This window comes from Paraburkholderia sp. A1BS-2L, assembly GCF_051125205.1.
Classification (GTDB): Bacteria; Pseudomonadota; Gammaproteobacteria; order Burkholderiales; family Burkholderiaceae; genus Paraburkholderia.
The window spans coordinates 2,250,006-2,266,493 of record NZ_CP120428.1; the positions used below are offsets into that span (position 1 = coordinate 2,250,006).

Annotated in this window: 19 protein-coding genes; 5 read left to right on the forward strand and 14 right to left on the reverse strand. The window is 64.7% G+C overall.

Translation table 11 applies throughout. The annotated features are described in order from the left end of the window. Positions 1–38: 38 nt before the first annotated feature. The 6 genes from P5W98_RS10180 to rpsP form a co-directional block, all read right to left on the reverse strand. Complete coding sequence (locus tag P5W98_RS10180; protein WP_421024427.1) at positions 39–977, reverse strand: CobD/CbiB family protein; 939 nt, start codon at positions 975–977, stop codon at positions 39–41. A gap of 192 nt (positions 978–1,169) precedes the next feature. Continuing rightward, a complete protein-coding gene (locus P5W98_RS10185) occupies positions 1,170–1,856 on the reverse strand; it encodes a CoA pyrophosphatase (RefSeq protein ID WP_421024428.1) in 687 nt (228 codons plus the stop codon). An 85-nt stretch (positions 1,857–1,941) separates the two neighbouring features. Then, a complete protein-coding gene (rplS, locus tag P5W98_RS10190; RefSeq protein ID WP_035522529.1) occupies positions 1,942–2,337 on the reverse strand; it encodes a 50S ribosomal protein L19 in 396 nt (131 codons plus the stop codon). A 150-nt stretch (positions 2,338–2,487) separates the two neighbouring features. Beyond that, on the reverse strand, positions 2,488–3,255 hold the full coding sequence (gene trmD, locus P5W98_RS10195) for a tRNA (guanosine(37)-N1)-methyltransferase TrmD (RefSeq protein ID WP_421024429.1): 768 nt from the start codon (positions 3,253–3,255) through the stop codon (positions 2,488–2,490). A gap of 34 nt (positions 3,256–3,289) precedes the next feature. After that, positions 3,290–4,009: a ribosome maturation factor RimM gene (gene rimM / locus P5W98_RS10200; RefSeq protein ID WP_421024430.1), complete on the reverse strand. Its 720-nt coding sequence runs from the start codon at positions 4,007–4,009 to the stop codon at positions 3,290–3,292. A gap of 76 nt (positions 4,010–4,085) precedes the next feature. Next, a complete protein-coding gene (gene rpsP, locus P5W98_RS10205) occupies positions 4,086–4,349 on the reverse strand; it encodes a 30S ribosomal protein S16 (protein WP_035522523.1) in 264 nt (87 codons plus the stop codon). Positions 4,350–4,792: 443 nt separating this feature from the next. Here rpsP and P5W98_RS10210 point away from each other — a divergent pair, with 443 nt between their 5' ends. Both P5W98_RS10210 and P5W98_RS10215 read left to right on the forward strand, forming a co-directional pair. Continuing rightward, a complete protein-coding gene (locus tag P5W98_RS10210) occupies positions 4,793–5,866 on the forward strand; it encodes a PQQ-dependent sugar dehydrogenase (RefSeq protein WP_421024431.1) in 1,074 nt (357 codons plus the stop codon). Positions 5,867–6,054: 188 nt separating this feature from the next. Then, positions 6,055–6,525: an NINE protein gene (locus tag P5W98_RS10215; RefSeq protein WP_421024432.1), complete on the forward strand. Its 471-nt coding sequence runs from the start codon at positions 6,055–6,057 to the stop codon at positions 6,523–6,525. 30 nt (positions 6,526–6,555) lie between these two features. Here P5W98_RS10215 and P5W98_RS10220 read toward each other — a convergent pair whose 3' ends face one another. Both P5W98_RS10220 and P5W98_RS10225 read right to left on the reverse strand, forming a co-directional pair. After that, complete coding sequence (locus P5W98_RS10220; RefSeq protein ID WP_421025247.1) at positions 6,556–7,701, reverse strand: PA0069 family radical SAM protein; 1,146 nt, start codon at positions 7,699–7,701, stop codon at positions 6,556–6,558. A gap of 111 nt (positions 7,702–7,812) precedes the next feature. Then, a complete protein-coding gene (locus P5W98_RS10225) occupies positions 7,813–8,301 on the reverse strand; it encodes an Lrp/AsnC ligand binding domain-containing protein (RefSeq protein WP_028215922.1) in 489 nt (162 codons plus the stop codon). A gap of 178 nt (positions 8,302–8,479) precedes the next feature. Between P5W98_RS10225 and P5W98_RS10230 the strand changes: the two genes are divergently transcribed. Continuing rightward, on the forward strand, positions 8,480–9,766 hold the full coding sequence (locus tag P5W98_RS10230; RefSeq protein ID WP_421024433.1) for a D-amino acid dehydrogenase: 1,287 nt from the start codon (positions 8,480–8,482) through the stop codon (positions 9,764–9,766). 77 nt (positions 9,767–9,843) lie between these two features. On the opposite strand, the gene P5W98_RS10235 is transcribed toward P5W98_RS10230, so the two are convergent. The 5 genes from P5W98_RS10235 to P5W98_RS10255 all read right to left on the reverse strand — a co-directional run bounded on the left by P5W98_RS10235 (position 9,844) and on the right by P5W98_RS10255 (position 14,362). Continuing rightward, positions 9,844–10,779, reverse strand: a complete 936-nt coding sequence (locus P5W98_RS10235) for an electron transfer flavoprotein subunit alpha/FixB family protein (RefSeq protein WP_421024434.1) — start codon at positions 10,777–10,779, stop codon at positions 9,844–9,846. Positions 10,780–10,793: 14 nt separating this feature from the next. After that, complete coding sequence (locus P5W98_RS10240) at positions 10,794–11,543, reverse strand: electron transfer flavoprotein subunit beta/FixA family protein (RefSeq protein ID WP_421024435.1); 750 nt, start codon at positions 11,541–11,543, stop codon at positions 10,794–10,796. 290 nt (positions 11,544–11,833) lie between these two features. Next, positions 11,834–12,643 (reverse strand): MetQ/NlpA family ABC transporter substrate-binding protein, encoded by an 810-nt coding sequence (locus P5W98_RS10245; RefSeq protein WP_421024436.1) that lies wholly within the window; start codon positions 12,641–12,643, stop codon positions 11,834–11,836. 41 nt (positions 12,644–12,684) lie between these two features. Next, on the reverse strand, positions 12,685–13,338 hold the full coding sequence (locus tag P5W98_RS10250) for a methionine ABC transporter permease (protein ID WP_421024437.1): 654 nt from the start codon (positions 13,336–13,338) through the stop codon (positions 12,685–12,687). After that, positions 13,328–14,362 carry a methionine ABC transporter ATP-binding protein gene (locus P5W98_RS10255; protein WP_421024438.1) on the reverse strand — a complete coding sequence of 345 codons (1,035 nt, stop codon included), beginning with the start codon at positions 14,360–14,362 and terminating at the stop codon, positions 13,328–13,330. The genes P5W98_RS10250 and P5W98_RS10255 overlap by 11 nt, the downstream gene beginning before the upstream one ends. On the opposite strand from P5W98_RS10255, the gene P5W98_RS10260 reads away from it, so the two are divergent. Both P5W98_RS10260 and P5W98_RS10265 read left to right on the forward strand, forming a co-directional pair. Further along, complete coding sequence (locus tag P5W98_RS10260; protein ID WP_421024439.1) at positions 14,361–14,558, forward strand: hypothetical protein; 198 nt, start codon at positions 14,361–14,363, stop codon at positions 14,556–14,558. The genes P5W98_RS10255 and P5W98_RS10260 overlap by 2 nt on opposite strands. Before the next feature lie 101 nt (positions 14,559–14,659). Next, positions 14,660–15,574 carry an alpha/beta hydrolase gene (locus P5W98_RS10265; protein ID WP_421024440.1) on the forward strand — a complete coding sequence of 305 codons (915 nt, stop codon included), beginning with the start codon at positions 14,660–14,662 and terminating at the stop codon, positions 15,572–15,574. 43 nt (positions 15,575–15,617) lie between these two features. Here the strand turns inward: P5W98_RS10265 and P5W98_RS10270 are convergent, their stop codons facing one another. Further along, positions 15,618–16,436 (reverse strand): enoyl-CoA hydratase, encoded by an 819-nt coding sequence (locus P5W98_RS10270; protein WP_421024441.1) that lies wholly within the window; start codon positions 16,434–16,436, stop codon positions 15,618–15,620. Positions 16,437–16,488: the final 52 nt, after the last annotated feature.

The window sequence follows — 16,488 nt, forward strand, 5'->3', positions numbered from 1 at the left end:
CGAGCCGTTGTACCTTGTGCGCCAGGCGCCAGGACCGTTCAGATCCAGACGGCAATGGTCAGCATGAGCAGCAGGATCATCCACAGGATCACCGCGCGCCACACGAGGCCCACCGCCGATTGCAGCGTGCGCGGCGTGCAGTCGTCGCCAACCGTGTACGGATCGCCCTCGCCGGGCTGGGCCAGTGCGTCGACGCTCGACTGCTCCGCGAGCGGCCCCGAGAGACGCGCGCCCAGCGCGCCGCTGCCGGTCGCGAGCAGCACGCCTTCGTTGGTGTCGGGCCACTGGTTCGTATGGTTACGCCACGAGTAGATCGCGTCCTCGAAATTGCCGACGATCGAAAAGCCCAGCGACGTCAGTCGCGCCGGCACCCAATCGATCACGAAGAACACATGCTGTGCGAAGTCCGAGAAGGCCTCGGTGCGGTCGTCGGCGGGACGCGACCATGCGCGCGCCAGATATTCGGCAATCCGGTACAACACCGCGCCCGCCGGCCCGATCGGCACGAGAAACCAGAAGAACACGCCGAATACGTGGCGGTGCGAGGCCACCACGGCGTGAATGAGCGTATGACGCACGATCTCGCTCACGGGCATGTCCACGGCGTCGATGCCGGTCCATTCGGTGAGGATCTCTCGCGCGCGCGGCACGTCGTCGTTGTTCAGCGCAAGGTGAATGTCGGTGAAATAGTGGCTGAACTGCCGGAAGCCCAGCGTGAAGTACACCACCACCACGTTCCAGAGAAACGCCAGCACGAAGCTGATGCGATAAAGCACGTAGTAGATCAGCGCAGTGGCCACCGTCCAGGGCACCACCACCACGAGCCAGGCAATCACGCCGTGCTTTTTCTTGCCCGCGTCGAAGCCATGCGCGGCCCAGTCCGCATTGAGGCGCAGGAGCGCCGTCACCGGATTATTGGGCGAAAGCGCCCGCACCTGTTCGATGACGAGAGCCAGCAATACGGAGAAGAAAGTCATGCCACGCGCCGTGCAAGTGGGATTGCAAAAGGGGTTTTCAGAAATTGTTGCAACGATATCACAGGGCCAGATGTGCCTGAGCAAGTGGCTGCAAAGACACAACAGCGGAACGCGGTCGAGCAGGATCTTGCGAGGCGAAACCGCGCCGCGCGCCACGACGCGGCGCCTGCCGCATCGCAAAAACGCTCTGCGTCAGGCGAGCAGAAAACGATAAAAGTTGCGCAGCATGCCCGCCGTCGCGCCCCAGATGAAGTGCGTGCCGCTCACGCCATCACCTGCCTGCGGATACGGCATGGCGAAGAAGCGGCGCTCGCCGCCTTCCCAGCGCAGCACGCGCACCTGGTGATGCGCGGGGTTCATCAAAAAGTCGAGCGGCACTTCGAAGATGCTCGCCACTTCGAGCGAATCGGCGATCACCGTGAACGGCTCGTGCACGAGGCCCACCACGGGTGTCACCTTGAAACCCGTGCCCGTGAGGTAGTCCGGCAGCGCACCCAGCACCTCGACGCGCGCGGGATCGAGATCCACCTCCTCTTGCGCCTCGCGCAGCGCGGCGGCGATCGGCGTGGCGTCAGCGGGTTCGCGGCTGCCGCCCGGGAAGCTCACCTGGCCGGCGTGGTTGCTGAGGTTGTCGGCGCGCTGCGTGAGCAGCACGGTGAGGCCGCCGGGCCGCATCGCGATCGGCATGAGCACGGCCGCTTCGCGCGGATCGCGAATCTCGGCCACGCGCGCCTCCTGGGGCTCCGGATCCCACGGCAAGCGCTGCTCGAAACGCGCGCGCAGGCCGTCGGGCGTGAGTCGGCCGGCGGCGACAGGAGGCAGGTCGATGCCCGTCGATTCGATCGGCAGGCTTTCGGGTTCAAATACTGGACGGATCAACGGCTGACTCTGGATTCAGGCACATCTACGTATTTTGCGACCAAAAACAAAAAAGCACCCCGAGGGGTGCTTTTTCTTACAGCTTTTACGCCTGCTCGGCCGGAGCAGCTGCGCGGTCTTTCGACACCAGCTTTTCCTTGATGCGAGCCTTCTTGCCCGACAGGTTGCGCAGGTAGTACAGCTTCGCGCGACGCACGTCGCCGCGACGCTTCACCACGATGCTTGCCAGCAGCGGCGAGTACGTCTGGAACGTACGCTCGACGCCTTCGCCCGACGAGATCTTGCGAACGATGAACGACGAGTTCAGACCGCGGTTACGCTTTGCGATCACGACGCCTTCGTATGCCTGAACGCGCTTGCGGTTGCCTTCAACCACGTTCACGTTGACGATCACCGTATCGCCGGGAGCGAATTCGGGGATGGTCTTCTCGCCCAGCACGCGCTGGATTTCTTCCTGCTCGAGTTTTTCAATCAGATTCATGACTGACTCCGTAAGCCATCTTGTCGGCGTTCGTACCTGTGCAGGATTGCCTGCAACTACGGCCCCGATAGAGGATGGATTCACAACTGGCGCCGTTCACGCATGAAGCGGCACCGCCTTTGACGCCCCGCGCCACGCCCGTCCGAAGCCTTACGCTTCGTTCGCGCCCTTCGCGAGACTGGCGAGCCATGCCTCGTCGGCACGGCTCAACGTTTTGTTCTTCCTGGCCCGCGCGATCAGATCGGGCCGCTTTTGCCACGTGTTGCGCAACGCTTCGCGGCGGCGCCATTGCTCGATTTCCGCATGATGGCCGCCTAGCAGCACATCGGGCACACGCACGCCGTCGTATTCCTCGGGCCGCGTGTAGTGCGGACAGTCGAGCAGACCGTCCACGAAACTGTCCTGCACCGCCGATTGCGCATCGTTGAGCACGCCTGGCAGAAGCCGCACCACGGCATCCATCAGCGCCATCGCCGGCAATTCGCCGCCCGACAGCACGAAGTCGCCAAGGCTGACTTCCTCGTCCACGCAACGGTCGACCAGACGCTGGTCGATCGCCTCGTAACGCCCGCACAGCAACACGAAACCGGGCTCCTGCGCGAACTGCACGACGCGCTCGTGCGTGAGCGGCTTGCCTTGCGGCGACATCAGCAGCACGCGCGGACTCGCGACGCCCTGCTCCGCCTGTGCGGCCTTCGCCGCGCCGATCGCCGCTTCGAGCGGCTTGGCCAGCATGACCATGCCGGGGCCGCCGCCGTAAGGCCGATCGTCGATGGTGCGGTAGTTGTCGGTCGTGAAATCGCGCGGATTCCACGTGCGCAACGTATAACGCTGCTGCTTCGCCGCCCGGCTGGTGATGCCCCAGTCGGTGAGCGCGCCGAACATTTCGGGAAAGAGCGTCACGACATCAAACTGCATCGCTCTCTCCGTTCAGCGAATCAGCACAGCAGGTTCAGTAATCGGCTTCCCAGTCGACGACGATGCGCCTCGCCGCCAGGTCCACCGTCTTGACAAACACGCCGACGAACGGGATCAGCCGCTCGCCGGTAATGGGCTTGCCGTTCTTGTCCGTCGAGGGATACTCGACGCGCAACACCGACTGCGCGCCGTTGTCGATCAGGTCGGCGACCTTGCCGAGCTCGACGCCTGCCTCGTTGGCGACGTCGAGACCCATCAGGTCGACCCAGTAATACTCGTCGGCTTCGGTCGCGGGGAAATCCGCGCGGCTCACATAGACACGCGCACCACGCAGCCGCAGTGCGGCGTCGCGATCGGCGACACCGGTCAGTTGCCCGACCACGCTGTCGCCATGCACCTTGGCGCTCACGCGCACCGCGGAATGACGCTCCGGGTGCTCGCGGCCCTTCCGGAGCCACCAGCGCTTCGCTGCGATGAGCGCCTTGCCGCCCTGCGCGTGCGGGGCGATCTTCAGCCCGCCCTTCAGCCCATAGGCGTCGAGCACGGCGCCCACTTCGACTGCGTCGGCAGGCCAGCTCGCCGGCGTTTCGGCGCGCAGGCCTTCAGCCGCGCCGAGCGCTTCAGACACGCCATCGCGCGCCTGCCGGCGCTCCACGGGCTTGCGCACAAACGCGCCGAACGACGGCGCCTTGCGTGCCACTTCGCCCGTTGCGGCAGCGCCCTTGTCCGCCTTTACATCGTCATGCACGGGCATGGGCAAACCTCGCAGCCAGCCTGGACTCGCACACGCGGCTCACGCTGCGCGCACGGGTGTAAAACATGAACAAGACTTAAGCAGCCGGTTGAGCGGCAGCAGCCTTTTGCGCTTCCTTCACGAGACGCTCGACGGCCGGCGACATTTGCGCGCCGTTTTCCTTCCAGTACGTCACGCGATCTTGCGCGATACGGAGGGTTTCACCCTTGGTGGCGACCGGGTTGTAGAAGCCCACGCGCTCGATGAAACGGCCGTCGCGACGGTTGCGCGAATCGGTTGCGACGATGTTGTAGAACGGGCGCTTCTTCGAGCCGCCGCGTGCCAGACGGATGATGACCATTACTAGAATCCTTGAAAACCGGGGGTTCGGGACTACTGAAACATGCGATTATAGCCCGAAACCAATGGCATAACAAACACTTAACGGGAATCTGGACGGAAACCGCGTGGAAACGGCGTGACAATCGTGAGGAAACGGCGATGAACGGCGATCGATCGGCGTCTGACGGACATCACGGACAGTGCTTCGCGCCAGCGTCGCAGCGGCGGCGGGCGTGGATTTGCGCCAAAGTGTTTCGGGCGAAAACCGCGCTCGCTTCGCCCATTGCGAACCTTTCACGCTTGTGGCGGCGCGACAACGCGCCTTCCCCAGCGCACCGCATTGATCGGGCCCCTCATCGACCTGGCGACGGCCATCATCAATCGCCAGCGCCGCTCCCGCGCCCAGCGCCTCGCATTTCACGGCCAAGCCGCGCACGGTTCGCGCTCGCCGCCCTCCTGGTCATGGGCGCATCGCTCGCGCGGGCCGCGCTGCCCATCGAGCGCATCCGCTTGCCGGCCGGCTTCCACATCGAAGTGCTCGCCGACGATATCCCCGGCGCGCGCGAAATGACGCTTTCGCCTGCGGGCACGCTTTACGTGGGCAGCATGGAAGGCCGCGTCCATGCGCTCGAATTGCTCAACGCGAGGGTCGTCAGGCACCACGTGGTCGCCTCCGGGCTCACGATGCCGGTGGGCGTCGCCTGGCACGGCGGCGCGCTCTATGTTTCGGCGGTCTCGAAGATCGTGAGGCTGGACGCCATCGATACGCATCTCGACGATCCGCCCAAGCCCGCCGTCGTCACCGACGCGCTCCCCGCCGAGCGCCACCACGGCTGGAAGTTCATCGCCTTCGGCCCGGACGGCAAGCTCTACGTCCCTCAAGGCGCGCCCTGCAACGTCTGCCTGCCCGCGGGCGACCCGCAGCGCGACCACTACGCGATGATCGGCAGGATGAATCCGGACGGCTCGCACTATGAGAGCATCGCGCGCGGCGTGCGCAATACGGTGGGCTTCGCGTGGCATCCGCGGACGCACGAACTATGGTTCACCGACAACGGCCGCGACATGATGGGCGACGACACCCCCGACGACAAGCTCAACCGGCTTGCACGCGCAGGTCTAGATTTCGGCTTTCCGTATTGCCACGGCGGCAACGTCGCCGACCCGGAATTCGGCGCGGGCCATCCGTGCAGCGGCTTCACGCCACCCGTCATGGGGCTGGGTGCGCACGTCGCGGCGCTCGGCATGCGCTTCTATACAGGGACGATGTTCCCGGCCGGGTATCGTGACAGCATCTTCATCGCCGAGCACGGTTCGTGGAATCGCAGCAGCAAGGTCGGCTATCGCGTGGTGCGCGTGACGGCGGACGCCAACGGCGCGAACGCCCATCAGGAGGTATTCGCGCAGGGCTGGCTCAATCCCGATAAAACCGTGTGGGGCCGCCCCGTGGACGTGCTGCCGCTGCCCGACGGTTCGCTGCTCATCAGCGACGACTATGCAGGCGCGATTTATCGCGTGACTTACGCGAAGCCCTAGCCATACACGCGGCCGTCATGCGCCCTTCCGCACGCCTGCAGCCATTTCCCGGCATAAGCGGCAACATCTGCTGACGCAGGCGCGCGCCACGTACAATGGGCCGCGGCCCGCGGCCGCGCCGTTGTTGCACACGCAGTTGTTGAGCTGCCATCGCGCAATCAGCGCGCAGTCATCCAATCCGTCTGCCCATGTCCAATCAAAAAAATCCTGCACGCTTTCGCTCCAAGACCCTTACCGCCACCCTCGCCTTCCTGTTCGGCAGCCTGGGGGCGCACCGCTTTTATCTCTACGGAAGGCGCGACGTGTGGGGCTGGGCGCATATCGCCGGCACGCTGCTCGGCATTCCCGGCGTGCTCCTGCTCGTGGCAACCCAGCGTGAGTCGATACCCGGCTGGGCACTCGCCGTGATCGGCGCCGTGTCCGTGCTCTCGGCATTTCTGGCCGCCATCGTCTACGGGCTGCGCCCGGACGCCAGGTGGGACGCGCAGTTCAACGCGGCCTTCGCGGGCAGCCGCGCAAGCCGCTCGGGCTGGGCCGTGATCTTCGTGGTGATCTTCTCGCTGCTGATCGGTGCATTCTTGCTGATGACGGGCCTGGCCCTGACTTTCCAGACGTATTTCGAATCGCAGGTCGAAGCGGCCAAGGCCATTTCTCAATAGCGACGACTGCCCGACAACTGCAGCGCGGCGCTAGAACAGATCGAGTTGCGGTTTCTCGCGCACCGTCTTCGCGCGCATGAACGCCGACATATCCAGAATGCCGTAACGCCGCTCGTTCAAGCCGAGCCGCTTCACGGCCTGGTGAAAGCGCTGCTTGAGCAGGTCGGCCCAAAGCCCGGTGCCCTTCATGCGCTGCGAGAACGCCGAGTCGTAGTCCTTGCCGCCGCGCATGTCGCGCACGCGACTCATCACGCGCGCCGCGCGTCGCGGAAAATGCGCTTCGAGCCAGCCTTCGAAGAGCGGCGCCACCTCCCACGGCAGACGCAGCACGATATAGCTCGCGCTGCTCGCACCCGCCTCGGCGCAGGCTTCCAGCACGCGCTCCATGTCCGGTTCGGTAACGAACGGAATCACGGGCGCGATGCTCACCCCAACCGGAATGCCCGCCTGCGCAAGCGTGCGGATCGTGCGCAGCCGCCGCGCCGGCGTGGCCGCGCGCGGCTCCAGAGTGCGCGCGAGTTCGGCGTCGAGCGTGGTGATCGTGATGGCCGCCATGAATTGCTGGCGCTGCGCCATGGGCGCTAGCAGATCGAGATCGCGCTCGATCAGCGAGGACTTCGTGATGGCCGCGAACGGATGCTGGCGCTCGCTCAGCACCTCGATCACGCGACGCGTAATGCGCATATCGCGCTCGACCGGCTGCCAGGCATCGGTGTTCACGCCCAGCGCGATGGGCTCCGGCTCATAAGCGGGCTTCGCGATTTCGCGCGCGAGCAACTCGGGCGCATTGATCTTTGCGTAAATGCGGCTCTCGAAATCGAGTCCCGGCGAGAGCCCCAGATAGCTGTGGGTGGGTCGCGCGAAGCAGTAAATGCAGCCGTGCTCGCAACCGCGATACGGATTGAGCGAAACATTGAACGGAATATCGGGCGACTGGTTGCGCGTAAGGATGCTCTTCGCGCGCTCCTCGAAGACCTCGGTGCGCAATGCCGGGGCTTCTTCGGCGGCAAGATCGCCGGGGCTCTCATCCGGCTGCGCATGCTGCCAGCCGTCGTCAAAGACTTCGCGCCGATCAACCTCGTAGCGCCCCTGCAGGTTCGTGACGGCACCACGCCCCTTGCGCGGCGCAGGCGGCGCGACAGGGTACCAGGTCTCGGCGGGATGGTCAGGGTCCAGTTCTTTCACGGCACAATGCAGCAAGGCGTCTCGATACTGTATAAATATACAGTATCGAGACGCCTTGTCGAGCGCTAAAAACGGGGCGCTTTCGAGCGCGGCTTCGCGCGACTACTCGCCCACCGCGATCGTCAAAGTTTCCTTGATTTCCTCCATCACCACATAGCTCTTCGACTGCACCGCACCCGGCAGTTGCAGCAGGATGTCGCCGAGCAGTTTGCGGTAGTCGGCCATCTCGCCGATGCGCGCCTTGATCAGGTAATCGAAGTCGCCCGAAACCAGGTGGCATTCGAGCACTTCCGGGATCTTCTTCACCTCGCGGCGGAACTGGTCGAACATGTTGCCGCTCTTGTGGTCGAGCGTGATCTCCACGAACACCAGCAGCGCCGCGCCCAGCACGTTCGGATTCACGCGCGCGTAGTAGCCCGTGATGACGCCGTCGCGCTCCATGCGCTTGACCCGTTCGATGCACGGCGTGACGGAGAGCCCGACCTGCTCTGCGAGGTCCTTCATGGCCATGCGGCCGTCCTCCTGGAGCAGCTTAAGGATGCGGTGATCGAGCCGGTCCAGCGCGCGGACCGGCTGACGCTGCGTTCTCATGTGTTTTTCCTGAAAATTTGACAAATACGATAACAAAATCTAGTCGTAGAACAATAGCATAGTCGATATTACTGGCTACTCCTGATTTTTCATGCCTTCGGCGCTGAATCCCCCGAGACGGATGCGGCAAGCCCTCGGCAGCGCGGCGTAGCCCCAACAAATCTATCTGGAGCAGACTATGCGAGTCGTCGTGTTGGGCAGTGGTGTTGTCGGGGTCGCCAGCGCCTGGTATCTTGCCCGCGCGGGCCATGAGGTAACGGTGATCGACCGCGAGTCCGGTCCCGCGCTCGAAACGAGCTTTGCGAACGCCGGCCAGATCTCGCCCGGCTACGCCGCGCCGTGGGCCGCGCCGGGCGTGCCGCTCAAGGCGATCAAGTGGATGTTCGAGAAGCACGCGCCGCTCGCCATCCGCCTCGACGGCACGAAATTCCAGTTGCAGTGGATGTGGCAGATGCTGCAGAACTGCACGCCCGAGCGCTATGCACTCAACAAGGGCCGGATGGTGCGCCTCGCCGAATACAGCCGCGATTGCCTGCAGGCGCTGCGCGCCGAAACCGGCATCCAGTACGAAGGCCGCACCGGCGGCACGCTGCAGGTGTTCCGCACGCAGCAGCAGTTCGACGGCGCGGCAAAGGACATCGCCGTGCTGAAGGATGCGAACGTTCCGTACGAACTGCTCACGTCCGCCGAGCTCGGCCGTGCCGAGCCCGCGCTTGCCGCGGTCTCGCACAAGCTCACCGGCGGCCTGCGCCTGCCCGGCGACGAAACCGGCGACTGCCAGCTCTTCACCACGCGCCTCGCCAAAATGGCCGAGGAACTGGGTGTCAAGTTCCGCTACAACACGCCGATCGACGGCCTCGCCGTGCAAGGCGAGCGCATCGCGGGCGTGCAGTGCGGTGGCGAACTCGTGCGCGCGGACTCATTCGTGGTCGCGCTCGGCTCGTTCTCCACGAAGATGCTGGTCGGCCTCGTGAAGATTCCGGTTTACCCGCTCAAGGGCTACTCGATCACAGCGCCTATCGTGAACGCGGGCGCGGCGCCGGTCTCCACCGTGCTCGACGAGACCTACAAGATTGCAATCACGCGTTTCGACGACCGCATCCGCGTGGGCGGCATGGCCGAAATCGTGGGCTACGACACGGCGCTCAAGCAAGCGCGCCGCGAGACGCTCGAAATGTGCGTGAACGACCTGTTCCCGGGCGGCGGCGATACCTCGCAGGCCACCTTCTGGACCGGCCTGCGCCCGATGACGCCGGACGGCACGCCGGTGGTGGGCCGCACGCCGTTCTCGAACCTGTTCCTGAACACGGGGCACGGCACGCTCGGCTGGACCATGTCGTGCGGATCGGGCCAGTTGCTCGCCGACCTCATCTCGGGCAAGCAGCCCGCGATCCGCGCCGACGATCTCTCAGTCTATCGTTATCTCGGAGAGACGGCCGCCGCGCATCGCCCAGCATACGCGTAATAAAAAACCCAGGCGCAAGGCCTGGGTTTTGTCGGCAATCCAAGGGGCGCTCGAAGCGCCCCTTTTTGTTGCAGCGCTTAGCCGAGTTCTTTGACGAGTTCCGGCACAACCGTGAACAGATCGCCGACGAGGCCGTAATCGGCCACGCTGAAGATCGGCGCCTCTTCGTCCTTGTTGATCGCCACGATCACCTTCGAGTCCTTCATGCCTGCAAGGTGCTGGATCGCGCCCGAGATGCCCACCGCGACGTACAACTGCGGCGCGACGATCTTGCCGGTCTGGCCGACCTGGTAATCGTTCGGCACGTAGCCCGCGTCCACTGCCGCGCGCGAAGCGCCGAGCGCTGCGTTCAGCTTGTCAGCGAGCGGCTCCAGCACCTTCGTGTAGTTCTCGCCACTGCCCAGACCCCGGCCGCCCGAGACGATGATCTTCGCGCTCGTGAGTTCCGGACGGTCGAGCTTCGTGACTTCACGGCCGATGAATTGCGTGAGGCCGCTGTCTGCTGCCGCGTCGAGCTTCTCCACCGCTGCGCTGCCGCCTTCGGCTGCAACCGCATCGAATGCCGTCGTGCGGACCGTGATCACCTTGACCGGATCAGCCGATTGAACCGTCGCAATCGCGTTACCCGCGTAAATGGGACGCTCGAACGTGTCGGGCGAGTCCACTGCGGTGATGTCGCTGATCTGCGCGACGTCCAGCTTCGCGGCGATGCGCGGCGTGACGTTCTTGCCCGCAGCCGTCGCCGGCGCGAGGATGTGCGAGTAGTGCTTCGCGATGGAAAGAACCGTCGCTTCGACGTTTTCGGCAAGACCTGCTTCGAGTTGCGGCGCGTCGGCCAGCAGTACCTTCGCCACGCCGGCGATCTTCGCGGCTGCGTCAGCAGCAGCTTGCGCGTTGTGACCCGCGACCAGCACGTGCACGTCGCCGCCGATCTTCTGTGCGGCAGCCACGGTGTTCAGCGTCGCAGCCTTGATGGTTGCGTTGTCGTGTTCGGCAATAACCAGATTCGTCATTTCTCTTTCGCTCCTCACAGCACCTTGGCTTCGGTCTTCAGCTTCTCGACCAGCGTCTTCACGTCGGCAACCTTCACGCCCGCGCTACGCTTGGGCGGCTCGGCAACCTTCAGGGTCTTCAGACGCGGCGTGACATCGACGCCCAGGTCTTCCGGCTTGACCGTTTCCAGCGGCTTCTTCTTCGCCTTCATGATGTTCGGCAGCGTGACGTAGCGCGGCTCGTTCAGGCGCAGGTCCGTCGTGACCACGGCGGGCAGCTTCAGCGACAGCGTTTCCGCCCCGCCATCGACTTCGCGCGCGACCGTGGCCTTGCCGTCGGCGACCGTGATCTTCGAAGCGAAGGTCGCTTGCGGCAGGTTCGCCAGCGCGGCGAGCATCTGGCCGGTCTGGTTCGAATCGTCGTCGATCGCCTGCTTGCCGAGAATCACGAGTTGCGGCTGCTCCTTGTCGACGAGCGCCTTGAGCAGCTTCGCGACTGCGAGCGGCTGCAGGTCTTCATTCGATTCGATGAGGATCGCGCGGTCCGCGCCGATCGCCAGCGCCGTGCGCAGCGTTTCCTGCGCTTGCGCGACACCAGCGGACACGGCGATGACTTCCGTCGCCACACCGGCTTCCTTCAGACGAACCGCTTCTTCCACGGCGATTTCGTCGAACGGGTTCATCGACATCTTCACGTTGGCGATGTCGACGCCCGTGCCATCCGACTTCACACGAACCTTGACGTTGTAATCGACTACGCGCTTGACTGGCACAAGGACTTTCATTCACATGCTCCGAAGTTACGAATACGTCAACCTGGCGGACATTATAGCGATAGCGTTCCCGCTCGCACCCACCCGCCAGCACATTTCCCGCACAACCCGCTTCTGGCCCCGCTTACCTTTTTTCAGGTCCGATGGCCATGGATTGCGAACGATCGTGCGATTTTATGTCGGAAAAAACCCGGGCTCAAGCCCGGGTTTCTCCGACCGAATTCTCTACCGGGCCCGACACCCTGGCGGCGACTATCCCACCGCGCAAACCAGGCCTGCGACGCAGGCCTTATCTGGCCCATTTACCATGCGGCGATTACCGCCCCGCCGAACTTCTGCTCGACGTACTGCTTGACTTCCGGCGAGTGGTACGCCGCCACCAGCTTGGCGGCCCACGGCTTGTTGCGATCCACCGCGCGGATCGCGACGATGTTCACGTAAGGCCCCTTCGGGTCCTCGATCGCGATCGCGTCCTGCTTCGGCTTGAGCCCCGCCTCCATTGCGAAGTTCGTGTTGATCGCTGCGGCGTCCACGTCGTCGAGCGAGCGCGGAATCTGCGCAGCGTCGAGTTCGACGATCTTCAGCTTCCGGGGATTTTCTACGATATCACGCGGCGTGGCCTTCAACCCAGCATCGGCGCGCAGCTTGATGAGGCCCTGCTTCTGCAGCAACAGCAACGCGCGGCCGCCATTGGTCGGATCATTGGGGACCGCAATGCGCGCACCGGGCTTGAGTTCGGTGAGCGTCTTGATCTTCTTCGAGTAGATGCCCATCGGGAACGTGACCGTGCCGGTTAGCTTGATGAGCTTGTAGCCGCGATCCTTCACCTGCGCGTCGAGATACGGCTCGTGCTGATAACTGTTCGCATCGAGGTCGCCGCTCGCGAGCGCCGCGTTAGGCTGCACGTAGTCGGAGAACTCGACGATCTTGATGGTGAGGCCGCTTTTCGCTGCGACCTGCTTCACCACTTCCATCACCTGCTCGTGCGGGCCGCCCGTCACGCCCACCTTGATGGTCTCGTCGGCGTGCGCCGTGAGCGGCGCAAACAGCGGCGCGGCGATCGAGGCCGCACCAAGCGCAGCCGCCAGCCGGATCATGAAACGACGTTGCATACCCCCACCCCTTGTCCTGTGTGAAGTTCTCGAAGGACTGCTTATTTATGGCTCAAGCGCCGCACGAGCCAGTCGCCGAACGACTGCACGAGCTGCACGAACACGATCAGGATCACGACGACGATCAGCATGACTTCGGGCTCGAAGCGCTGATAGCCATAGCGGATGCCCAGGTCGCCGAGGCCGCCGCCGCCGATTGCGCCAGCCATCGCCGAATAGCCGACGAGCGAAATGAACGTGATGGTCAAGCCGGCCACCACGCCCGGCAGCGATTCGGGCAGCAGCACTTTGAAGACGATCTGGCGCGTGCTCGCACCCATGGCCTGCGCGGCTTCGATAAGGCCGCGATCCACTTCGCGCAGCGCGGTTTCCACGAGACGCGCGATGAACGGCGCGGCGGAGATCGTGAGCGGCACGACGGCGGCCGCAGTGCCAATCGACGAGCCCACCACGACGCGCGTGAACGGAATCACGGCAACCAGCAGAATGATGAACGGCGTCGAGCGCACGGCGTTGACGATGCCGCCCATCACGCGATTGACGGCGAGGTTCTGCAACACGCCCTCGCGGTCGGTCAGATAAAGCAGCACGCCGAGCGGCAGGCCGATGGCCGCGCCCACCACGCCGGAAATGCCCACCATGATGAGCGTCTCCCAGAACGACTGGACGAACATATCGAACATTTCAGTCCACATGAGACAACTCCTCCACCACCACGCCCTGCTCGCGCAGCCAGGCAATGGCCTGCGCAACCTTCACCGGATCGCCGCCCGCGAGCACCGCGAGCGAGCCGAACGCCTGGCCCTGGATCTCGTCGATCTGGCCATGCAAGATGTTGAAATCGAGCTCGAAGCGGCGGATCGTCTCCGAGAGCACCGGCTGATCGACGCCCGTGCCCGTGAAGGCCAGTCGCAGCAAGTGCCCGCTGCCCTTCGCGAGACGCTCGGCCACGCGCGCCTTGAGCGCGGGCGGCAGCTCCTGCGCGATCACGTCGCCTAGCAGCGCGCGCGTGACTTCGTGGCGCGGCTGCAAGAACACGTCGATCACGGGACCGGTTTCCACGACGCGGCCCGCGTCGAGCACGGCCACGCGATCGCAGACCTGTTTGATCACTTCCATCTGGTGCGTGATCATCACAATTGTCAGATTCAGCTCGCGATTAATCTTGCGCAACAAGTCGAGAATCGCACGCGTGGTCTCCGGATCGAGCGCGGACGTCGCTTCGTCGGAGAGCAGCACCTTGGGCCTGCTCGCGAGCGCGCGCGCAATGCCCACGCGCTGCTTCTGGCCGCCGCTGATCTGCGACGGATAGCGGTCCTTCTGCGCGGAGAGGCCGACGAGTTCGAGCAGCGGCAGCACCGCCTCCTCGATCTGCGGACGCTTCATGCCCGCGAGCTCGAGCGGCAGCGCGACGTTGTCGAACACGGTGCGCGACGAGAGCAGATTGAAATGCTGGAAGATCATGCCGATCTCGCGGCGCGCCTCGCGCAAGTCGGCGCTGGAGAGCGACGTGAGCGTGCGCCCATTGACGACGATGTCGCCTTCGGTGGGCCGCGTGAGCAGATTGATGGTGCGCACGAGCGTGCTCTTGCCCGCCCCGCTGCGCCCGATGATGCCGAACACTTCCCCCGGCGGAACCGTCAGATTGACGTTGTGCAGCGCTTCGATCCAGCCTTGTGGGCCGGCAAAGCGCTGGGAAACGTTTCGAATTTCGATCATGAAAAAAACGAAACGGCGGATGTGCCGCGCGCCGCGTTGCATGTGCCGCGATCTTTCGATCGCACAAGATCACAAGACGCGTCGCGCCGGCAGACAGCCGCCGCTTGCTGGACTGGAATTGATCCGGCATTTTACCCTGGCGGGCAAATTCCTATTAATAATCATTTCCGATAATTTAATAACCTTGGGGCATTAGAGCGGGATTGCGGCGTCGATGTCCCGAAACTCCGGAAACGGGTGCTACTCTCTGCCGACCGTTCAGCACGACATCAATAAATAGTCGGGAGAGCAGCGACGATGGAGACGACCCAACCCAGGGACGCGGCATGCGCGGCAGCGGCATCGACGGCCAGTGCCCCGCCGCAGCGCAAGACGCTGCGCTCCCGCGACGGCACCGAGTTGCCGCTCTATGCCTGGTACGCCCCTGGCGCCGAGCCCCGCGCGGCCATTGCGCTCGTGCACGGCCTCGCCGAGCATGCGGGCCGCTACGCGCCGCTCGCGGCGCGCCTGAACGCGGCGGGCATCGATGTTTATGCGATCGATCTGCGGGGACATGGTCACGCCGGCGGACGCCGCGCATGGGTCACCCGCTTCGACGATTATCTCGACGATGCCCAGGCGCTAGTCGAGCACGCCGCCGAGCAATGCCGCGCGCGCAAGACGCCGCTCTTCCTGATGGGCCACAGCATGGGCGGCGCGATCGCCGCGCTCTATGCGATCGAGCGCGCCCCACGCGCGGACGTCGCGTTCGCGGGCCTGCTGCTTTCGAGCGCCGCGCTCGCGCCTGGCCGCGATGTGCCGAACTGGATGATCGCGGCGAGCCGCGTAATGAGCGCGGTCTGGCCGGGCTTTCCCGCCATGAAGATCGACGCAGCCCTGCTCGCGCGCGACGCCGCCGTGGTCGCGGCGAACCGCGCCGATCCGCTGGTTCACCACGGCGCGATTCCCGCGCGCACGGGCGCCGAGTTGCTCGAAGCAATGAAGCGCATCGAAGCGGGCCGCGCACGCTTGCGCATGCCGGTGCTGATCTGGCATGGCACCGAGGACAAGCTCACCGAGCCCGAAGGCAGCCGCGCGTTCGGCGCGCAGGTGGGGTCGCCCGACCGGACCCTCACGCTCTACGAAGGCAGTTATCACGAGACGCTCAACGATCTCGACCGCCAGCGCGTGATTGATTCAATGGTGGATTGGATCGGCCGCCACCTGCCTTGAGGCCGGCGCGCGGTTGCGGCTGCTTGTGCTGCTGCTAGTGCGTCTATTTACCCGACCGCTTCTCGATGAACGCCTGCACGCCGTCGAGCGCCGGATCGGTCATCATGTTGCAGGCCATGGTCTGCCCGGCCAGTTGATACGCGGCTTCGATGCCCATCTCCAGTTGACGGTAGAACAGCCCCTTGCCCGCCGCCACCGCCTCGCGCGGCTTCGCGCAGATACTCGCGGCAAGCGCGCTCACCGCGGCATCGAGTTCGTCCGCCGCGACGACGCGATTCACGAGCCCTTCGCGCAAGGCCTTCTGTGCATCGATGAATTCGCCTGTCATCAGCATCTCGAACGCGGCCTTGCGCGAGACGTTGCGCGTGAGCGGGACCGCCGGCGTCGAGCAGAACAACCCGAGGTTGATGCCCGACACCGCGAAACGGGCCGACTCGGCGGCCACGGCGAGATCGCACATCGCGACGAGCTGGCAGCCGGCCGCTGTCGCCACGCCCTGCACGCACGCGATCACGGGCTGCGGCATCGTCTGGACCGTGAGCATCATCTTCGAGCAGCGCGCGAACAGCCGCTTGTAGTAATCGAGCGAAGGCGCCGCACGCATTTCCCGGAGGTCGTGACCGGCGCAGAACGCGCGGCCCGCCGCTGCGATCACCACGACACGCGCATCCGATTTCGCGATGCCGGTCAATTGCGCCTGTAACGCGTCGATGAGCGCTTCGGAGAGCGCGTTGAACGCATCCGGCCGGTTCAGCGTAAGACGCACGACGCCGGACACGCCATGCGCGTCATGCTCGACCTCGACGAGCGGCGCGTCATCGGCCGATGATGCGGATGAAAGCGGAACGCCTGCGGCACTCATGATGCACGGCTCCTTCTAAGGTAGGCGCGCCCGATGCGGCCGCGCGGGATTC

Excerpts from the sequence above, each read along its gene's own strand:
- P5W98_RS10225 (WP_028215922.1), bottom strand. The coding sequence starts at position 8,301 with ATGAGAACGCAGCGTCAGCCGGTCCGCGCGCTGGACCGGCTCGATCAC.
- P5W98_RS10240 (WP_421024435.1), bottom strand. The coding sequence starts at position 11,543 with ATGAAAGTCCTTGTGCCAGTCAAGCGCGTAGTCGATTACAACGTCAAG.
- rpsP (WP_035522523.1), bottom strand. The coding sequence starts at position 4,349 with ATGGTCATCATCCGTCTGGCACGCGGCGGCTCGAAGAAGCGCCCGTTC.
- rimM (WP_421024430.1), bottom strand. The coding sequence starts at position 4,009 with ATGCCCGTGCATGACGATGTAAAGGCGGACAAGGGCGCTGCCGCAACG.
- P5W98_RS10265 (WP_421024440.1), top strand. The coding sequence starts at position 14,660 with ATGGAGACGACCCAACCCAGGGACGCGGCATGCGCGGCAGCGGCATCG.
- P5W98_RS10260 (WP_421024439.1), top strand. The coding sequence starts at position 14,361 with ATGAAAAAAACGAAACGGCGGATGTGCCGCGCGCCGCGTTGCATGTGC.
- P5W98_RS10215 (WP_421024432.1), top strand. The coding sequence starts at position 6,055 with ATGTCCAATCAAAAAAATCCTGCACGCTTTCGCTCCAAGACCCTTACC.
- trmD (WP_421024429.1), bottom strand. The coding sequence starts at position 3,255 with ATGCAGTTTGATGTCGTGACGCTCTTTCCCGAAATGTTCGGCGCGCTC.
- P5W98_RS10255 (WP_421024438.1), bottom strand. The coding sequence starts at position 14,362 with ATGATCGAAATTCGAAACGTTTCCCAGCGCTTTGCCGGCCCACAAGGC.
- P5W98_RS10180 (WP_421024427.1), bottom strand. The coding sequence starts at position 977 with ATGACTTTCTTCTCCGTATTGCTGGCTCTCGTCATCGAACAGGTGCGG.
- P5W98_RS10235 (WP_421024434.1), bottom strand. The coding sequence starts at position 10,779 with ATGACGAATCTGGTTATTGCCGAACACGACAACGCAACCATCAAGGCT.
- P5W98_RS10230 (WP_421024433.1), top strand. The coding sequence starts at position 8,480 with ATGCGAGTCGTCGTGTTGGGCAGTGGTGTTGTCGGGGTCGCCAGCGCC.
- rplS (WP_035522529.1), bottom strand. The coding sequence starts at position 2,337 with ATGAATCTGATTGAAAAACTCGAGCAGGAAGAAATCCAGCGCGTGCTG.
- P5W98_RS10250 (WP_421024437.1), bottom strand. The coding sequence starts at position 13,338 with ATGTGGACTGAAATGTTCGATATGTTCGTCCAGTCGTTCTGGGAGACG.
- P5W98_RS10210 (WP_421024431.1), top strand. The coding sequence starts at position 4,793 with ATGGGCGCATCGCTCGCGCGGGCCGCGCTGCCCATCGAGCGCATCCGC.
- P5W98_RS10270 (WP_421024441.1), bottom strand. The coding sequence starts at position 16,436 with ATGAGTGCCGCAGGCGTTCCGCTTTCATCCGCATCATCGGCCGATGAC.
- P5W98_RS10245 (WP_421024436.1), bottom strand. The coding sequence starts at position 12,643 with ATGCAACGTCGTTTCATGATCCGGCTGGCGGCTGCGCTTGGTGCGGCC.